The organism is Lawsonella clevelandensis (assembly GCF_003241315.1).
Classification (GTDB): Bacteria; Actinomycetota; Actinomycetes; order Mycobacteriales; family Mycobacteriaceae; genus Lawsonella; species Lawsonella clevelandensis_A.
On record NZ_QFOZ01000005.1, the window covers coordinates 69,822 to 76,073 of the forward strand.

General features: G+C 52.5%; 6 protein-coding genes. All 6 read left to right on the top strand.

The annotated features are described in order from the left end of the window. Window positions 1-193 precede the first annotated feature (193 nt). The 6 genes from DI579_RS04915 (at window position 194) to pstB (ending at window position 5,870) form a co-directional block, all read left to right on the top strand. On the top strand, window positions 194-922 hold the full coding sequence (locus DI579_RS04915) for a response regulator transcription factor (RefSeq protein WP_303678816.1): 729 nt from the start codon (window positions 194-196) through the stop codon (window positions 920-922). 5 nt (window positions 923-927) lie between these two features. Next, window positions 928-1,998, top strand: coding sequence for a mycothiol synthase (gene mshD, locus DI579_RS04920; RefSeq protein ID WP_290599225.1), 1,071 nt, complete (start codon window positions 928-930; stop codon window positions 1,996-1,998). A gap of 85 nt (window positions 1,999-2,083) precedes the next feature. Further along, window positions 2,084-3,172 (top strand): phosphate ABC transporter substrate-binding protein PstS, encoded by a 1,089-nt coding sequence (gene pstS, locus DI579_RS04925; protein ID WP_303678817.1) that lies wholly within the window; start codon window positions 2,084-2,086, stop codon window positions 3,170-3,172. Next, the gene (gene pstC, locus DI579_RS04930) at window positions 3,169-4,104 is read left to right on the top strand and encodes a phosphate ABC transporter permease subunit PstC (RefSeq protein ID WP_290599228.1); all 936 of its coding nucleotides are present in this window, start codon (window positions 3,169-3,171) and stop codon (window positions 4,102-4,104) included. Before pstS ends, pstC begins: the two co-directional genes overlap by 4 nt. Next, complete coding sequence (gene pstA, locus DI579_RS04935; protein WP_290599229.1) at window positions 4,105-5,067, top strand: phosphate ABC transporter permease PstA; 963 nt, start codon at window positions 4,105-4,107, stop codon at window positions 5,065-5,067. A 26-nt stretch (window positions 5,068-5,093) separates the two neighbouring features. Then, entirely contained in the window at window positions 5,094-5,870 is a 777-nt protein-coding gene (pstB, locus tag DI579_RS04940; RefSeq protein ID WP_290599230.1) for a phosphate ABC transporter ATP-binding protein PstB, read from the top strand. The last annotated feature ends 382 nt before the right edge of the window (window positions 5,871-6,252 follow it).

Below are 6,252 nucleotides of genomic sequence, written 5' to 3' on the forward strand. Positions count from 1 at the left end.
TAGACACAGTGACTGTGTGAGCATGGTAAGCATATGGGTTCTGTAAGGCTCTGTAACCGCATAGTTGGTGAGTGGGTAGAATAAGCGGGAAGTAGTAATGCGTGACCAACGGTTACTTATGCGCATAGGTGTTACGTTGCGGTGGGGTGATGCGTCCGCCTAGCAGGTAACAGGTACCTCGAAGGGAGAGCGTATGCGCATCCTCATGTTAAGCCATGAGACGGACAATGCCTCCGTCATACCAGCTCTCGATTTACTCCCCCATACTGTGGTGGTATGTGCTCCCGATCTCCGTATTTTCCTGGAAGACAACGAATATGACGTTGTCCTGGTAGATTCCCGTAATAACCTTGCCGAGATGCGTTCTTTCTGTGGTTCTTTAGCGACAGTGTGCACCCTCCCCGTCATCTCCATATTCACAGAAGGTGGTCTTGTTGCGCTAAGCCCCGAGTGGAAAGTAGACGATCTTCTTCTTACCACGGCCAGTCCCGCTGAGGTGGACGCGCGACTGCGAATGGTGGTGGCTCGCTTACAAGAAAACAGTGGTGATGCGGAGGACGGCGTTATTACCTTGGGGGATCTTCTGATCGATGAAAACACGTATGTCGCCCGTCTAAAAGGACGCCCCCTAGATTTAGCGTATAAAGAATTTGAATTGCTGAAGTTCCTCTGCCAACATCCTGGCCGGGTATTCAGTAGAACCCAACTACTGCAGGAAGTGTGGGGATATGACTTCGTAGGGGGAACTCGCACAGTGGATGTTCACGTGCGCCGCCTACGCGCCAAACTTGGACCAGAGTACGAAGCGCTTATTACCACTGTCCGCAATGTTGGATATAAAGCAGTCGAGTCTACCTCTGGCAGGAAGACCGATAATCCGCTTAAAGCTACTCCGTGTAAAACTACTTCGCTGGAAGGATAAAACTCGTGGCAGAATTACTGTGTAATAGTGCTTTTCCTGCGCAGTTAACAGCACAAGCCAAACTTGTGTGTGCGGCGGCACTATCCAGTGATGGAGTTGAGCCCCTATCAGAACAAGCTGAGGCACTTATTTGTGCAGATTCAGACCCCGCAGTTATCCACGCATGGGCGCTAGAAGAAGGATGTCTCGTAGGGTATGGGAATGTTGATTGCCGACGGATTCCCACTATTGAGGTAGTTGTACATCCCCTGTATAGGCGGCAAGGAATAGGAGAGAAGCTCCTGTGTACACTGCTCGGCTCAGCTACAGACTATTCTGCACAGCCTGACGATAGTGGTACCGCAGACGACGCTGACAAGCGCCCAATGGTGTGGGCACATGGGGATTTATCTGCAGCATCACACCTAGCGCAAAAACTACATTTAGAACGCTCGCGGGAACTACTACAAATGAGTTGTTCACCAGCAAATCTCACCACCGCCCTTCCCTCTCTTCCTGCGAATAGTGAAATTCTTACCTTCACCGAAGCCGATAATCGGTTTGGGGAGACTGCTATGAATGCGGAAATAGTGCGCGTCAACAACGCGGCTTTCTCATGGCACCCGGAGCAGAGCGGATGGGATACGGCACAAGTTGTATCGCACCGAAATGAACCCTGGTTTACTTCAGACGACTGTTTTGTGGCGCTGGCTCCCGGCGACGGCAGTACAACTTTTGGCGATGCCGGTGCCGTGTCGGGGACATCTGGAGCGAGACCGCGTGTCGCTGGGTTTGTGTGGACAAAAATACACGGTGTTTCCACAGACGCGTCTACGGAACTATCTACAGGGAAGATAGGTGAGCTCTACCTCGTTGGCGTGGACCCTGCCATGCAAGGACAGCGGATTGGGACAGTCCTTACCTCTCTAGCACTGCGTCAGCTAGCTACACGTCATGTTTCACAATTTATCCTGTATGTGGAAGGTGACAATACAGCTGCATTGAAAGTTTATGAACGCCATGGATTCACTATTTCTCGTTGCGACGTGGCCTACCGTTACGATCGCTGCAAGTATCCTCTAACAGAACCAAGATAGACACTCTACCTCGACTTATTTCACCAACTATTCACCTTCCCAAGGAGGTATAAAAGCACCTCCTACAGGTACGGTTAATAGGCGTATGGACACGTTAGACGACACTGCTTTTCGCCCCCGTCGCGCGAAAACGCGTATGAGAAAAACACTACTGGCTCTCTGTGCAGTCAGTACACTGCTTACCGGCTGCGCTGGTAATCCAGATAACACCAATGGCACCCTGACGGGAGAAGGCGCCACCTCGCAACAAAACGCCATCAACCTATTTGCGGACGTTCTTATTCGTGAACACGGTCTTAACCTGGCCTACAACGCCACTGGTTCAGGTGCCGGCGTGCAAAAGTTCCTGGAAAGCGTTGTTGTCTTTGGTGGCTCAGATTCCCCACTCGATGCAGACGAGGCGAAACGCTCCCTGGATCGCTGCAAAGGCCATCCCGCCTGGCATCTTCCCCTTGTTATTAGCCCCGTTGCTATCGCCTACAATCTGCCCGGTGTGGACGGCCTAGTCCTTACCGCAGACGCGCTAGCGAAAGTCTTTAAGGGCGACATCACCAAATGGAATGATGCCCGTATTAAGAAACTCAACCCCGGTAAAACCCTGCCGGACGAGCACATTAACGTCATCTTCCGTTCCGATAAGTCCGGTACCACCGACAACGTGCAAAAATTCCTGGCCTACACTGCACCCAAGGTATGGAAAGCCGATGCCGTCGGTAAAGTATGGCAGGGAGTTGGCAATGGTGCGCAAGGCTCCGCTGGTGTAGCCGGAGACGTCATGGGTAACGAATACTCCATTACCTATGTTGAGGGCGGATACGCCAAGAAGATGCAAACCGTCCACCTCGACTTCGGTTCTGGCCCCGTCGCTATGACGGATGCTTCAGCTGGCCGCGCTTTGGACCATATTCGTTTCCGCGACAATAGTCTTAACCGTGTAGTTGATACGGAACACCTATACACGCTGAATAAGCCAGGCGCCTACCCCTTCCTTCTGACCACCTACGAAATCTTCTGCTCAGCTGGCTATTCGAAGGATGACAGAGAACGCCTCCAAACGTTCCTCCGCAGTGCCCTCACAGAAGGACAGAAAATCGTGAGTACCCACGGTTACATCCCACTACCGCCCAGCTACCAGAAGAAACTTATGGCCACAGTAGAGGCGGCAAATAAATGAGTAAAGGCACCCAGAAACAAGACAATTTCTTCGCGGGTGCGATGAAAGGCGCAGGCATCTTCATTGTCGTCGTCATCGCCTCTATTGGTATCTTCCTTCTCTGGAACGCTATTCCCGCGTTACAGCACGACACCGTTAACTTCTTTACCTACGATGGCCCCTGGTCTACGGATGATCCGGACGCCATGGAATTTGGTATCTCCAACCTCTTTTGGACAACTATCGTTGTCTCGTTGGTAGCACTTATCCTGGCATTACCCATCTCCCTGGGTATCTCGCTGTTCCTCTCCATGTACTGCCCGCAAAAGCTGAAAGCACCACTGGTATACACAGTGGATCTGCTGGCTGCAGTACCCTCCATCGTTTACGGCATCTGGGGCGCCGGCGTACTCGGCCCCTTCCTCGGGCCCGTCTTTAAATGGATATCGCGCACACTCGGTAGCGTTATCCCCTTCCTATACTCGGAGCCCACAGATCCACCGCTAGGTACTGCCCGCACCGTCTTCACCGGCGCGGTAGTACTAGCTATCATGATCCTCCCCATCATCACCTCCACCGCCCGCGAAGTCTTCAACCAAACCCCCAAAGGACAAATTGAAGCAGCTCTGGGGCTTGGTGCAACTCGCTGGGAAATGATTAAACTTGCTGTCCTTCCCTTCGGACGGTCTGGCCTTATCTCCGGCGCCATGCTGGGGCTTGGCCGTGCACTTGGTGAAACGATGGCACTCTTCATGGTGATTGCCGGTGGTACTTTCGGAGGTTCCCTCTTCGACTCCGGTACTACCTTCGCCACCCTCATCGCACAATCCGCCGCTGAGTTCAAAGACCCACTCTCCACCGGTGCTTACATCGCCGCTGGTCTAGTGCTCTTCGTTCTCACCTTCATCGTCAACAGTATCGCCCGTGGCGTACTCGCACGGAAGGGGAAGTAAATGTCACAAGTTGCAGTTGACGACAGCTCCCACACCAACACCACCTTCACCCACCTCGCAAAAGCTAAGAAGGAAGACGGTCCACTTAAAATAGTCGGATTCGAACCCCTCGCGAAGCGCCGCAAGGCAGCCGACCGGAATGCCACATTCCTCATCTGGCTCTGCCTGATCCTGGCTCTGATCCCACTCATTTGGGTTCTCGCCACCGTCATCATCAAAGGCGCCCCCGCTATTGCACACTTCTCCTGGTGGAATAACGGTGACCTCGGTTTCGCCCCCGATGATAAAGGCGTTGGACACGCTATTGCCGGCACCCTGCTGCAAGTAGCCATGTGTACGGTAATCTCCGTCCCCATCGGCCTAGCCATTGCCATCTACCTGGTGGAATACGGTCAAGGAAAAGTACTCGGACGGATAACCACCTTCATGGTGGATATCCTTTCCGGTGTCCCCTCCATTGTGGCAGCACTCTTCATCTACACCGTATGGGTCAGTATCCTACGATTTGATCGCTCCGGCTTCGCCGTCACCCTCGCGCTTATTCTGCTGATGATTCCCGTCATCGTGCGAAATACAGAAGAAATGCTGAAGGTCGTTCCCCAAGACCTACGAGAAGCTTCCTACGCACTGGGTATCCCCAAATGGAAGACAATTATTAAAATTGTTCTCCCCACCGCAGCATCCGGTATCGCCTCTGGCATTATGCTGGCCATTGCCCGCGTGATGGGCGAATCCGCACCCGTCATCATCCTGGTAGGCTCCACCCGCGCCTTCAACTACGACCTGTTCCACGGTCCGCAGAGCTCCCTCACCCTCTACATGTATGATGCCTTCCGCGTCACCCCAGACTACGCGGACTCTGCAACACTCTGGGGCAGTGCCCTCACCCTTGTTATCCTTATCGCAATTCTCAATATCTTGGCCCGCGTAATCGCCAAGGCCATCGCCCCAAAAACCGTCTAGCCGGAAAGAAAGAGTAAGAATAAGCCATGGCAAAACGACTCGACATGAAAGATGTGAATATCTACTACGGTGATTTTCATGCCGTGAAAGATATTTCCCTCTCGGTCGCTCCTCGCTCGGTAATGGCCTTCATTGGACCGTCCGGCTGCGGTAAATCCACAGTGCTCCGCACTCTCAACCGCATGCACGAAGTTACCCCCGGAGCCTACTGCACAGGCGAAGTCCTCCTTGATGGCCAAAACATTTACGACCCCCAAGTAGACCCCGTCTCCCTCCGCTGCACTATCGGCATGGTATTCCAGCGGCCAAACCCATTCCCCACCATGTCCATTGAAGACAACGTCATCGCTGGCCTGAAACTACAGCGACGCGTCTCCAAGGAAGAAAAAAACGAGATAGTGGAACGCTCCCTACGTGCCGCTAACTTGTGGGATGAGGTTAAAGACCGCCTCACCATTCCCGGTGGTTCCCTTTCCGGTGGACAGCAGCAGCGTCTCTGCATTGCCCGCGCTATTGCTGTAGAACCTGAAGTACTCCTGATGGACGAGCCCTGCTCCGCCCTGGACCCCATCTCCACGTTGGCCATTGAAGACCTTATGAGCCAGCTGAAGGAAAACTTCACTATCGTTATTGTCACGCACAATATGCAGCAGGCAGCCCGCGTCTCCGATGACACCGCATTCTTCAACCTGGAAGAAACCGGCAAACCTGGGCAGCTAGTAGAAGTAGGCCCCACCTCTAAGATCTTCTCCAACCCGGATAATAAGGCCACAGAAGACTACATCTCCGGCCGCTTCGGATAGTCAGATACGCCTGGACAGTGCGGAACAGTGTGGATGCGTGTGCGGTGAATACCTTGCGAGTATCCCACTGAAATATCAGGTAAAGATAAGTCACAAAAAGAATACGTATACACAAGAAAACCGTTACTGATAAGGAATTATCAGTAACGGTTTCTCTCTATAAAAGTAGCGAGAGACCGATAATTTCTACGGATTTTGTGTCTTTTACAGGCACTTTAAAAATATCCGTAACGGTTGTACTGGTTTCATTAATGGAATCCCTCTAGCCTCGCCGCAAAAGTAGGGCTCCCACGGAAGCAGAGAGTGTGGTTTACTGTGCTCACTAAAATTTTTTAGAGATGTATTTCAGTTGAAAGGTCAGTACGTGATGAAGCCTGTATCT

Excerpts from the sequence above, each read along its gene's own strand:
- DI579_RS04915 (WP_303678816.1), top strand. The coding sequence starts at position 194 with ATGCGCATCCTCATGTTAAGCCATGAGACGGACAATGCCTCCGTCATA.
- pstS (WP_303678817.1), top strand. The coding sequence starts at position 2,084 with ATGGACACGTTAGACGACACTGCTTTTCGCCCCCGTCGCGCGAAAACG.
- pstC (WP_290599228.1), top strand. The coding sequence starts at position 3,169 with ATGAGTAAAGGCACCCAGAAACAAGACAATTTCTTCGCGGGTGCGATG.
- pstA (WP_290599229.1), top strand. The coding sequence starts at position 4,105 with ATGTCACAAGTTGCAGTTGACGACAGCTCCCACACCAACACCACCTTC.
- pstB (WP_290599230.1), top strand. The coding sequence starts at position 5,094 with ATGGCAAAACGACTCGACATGAAAGATGTGAATATCTACTACGGTGAT.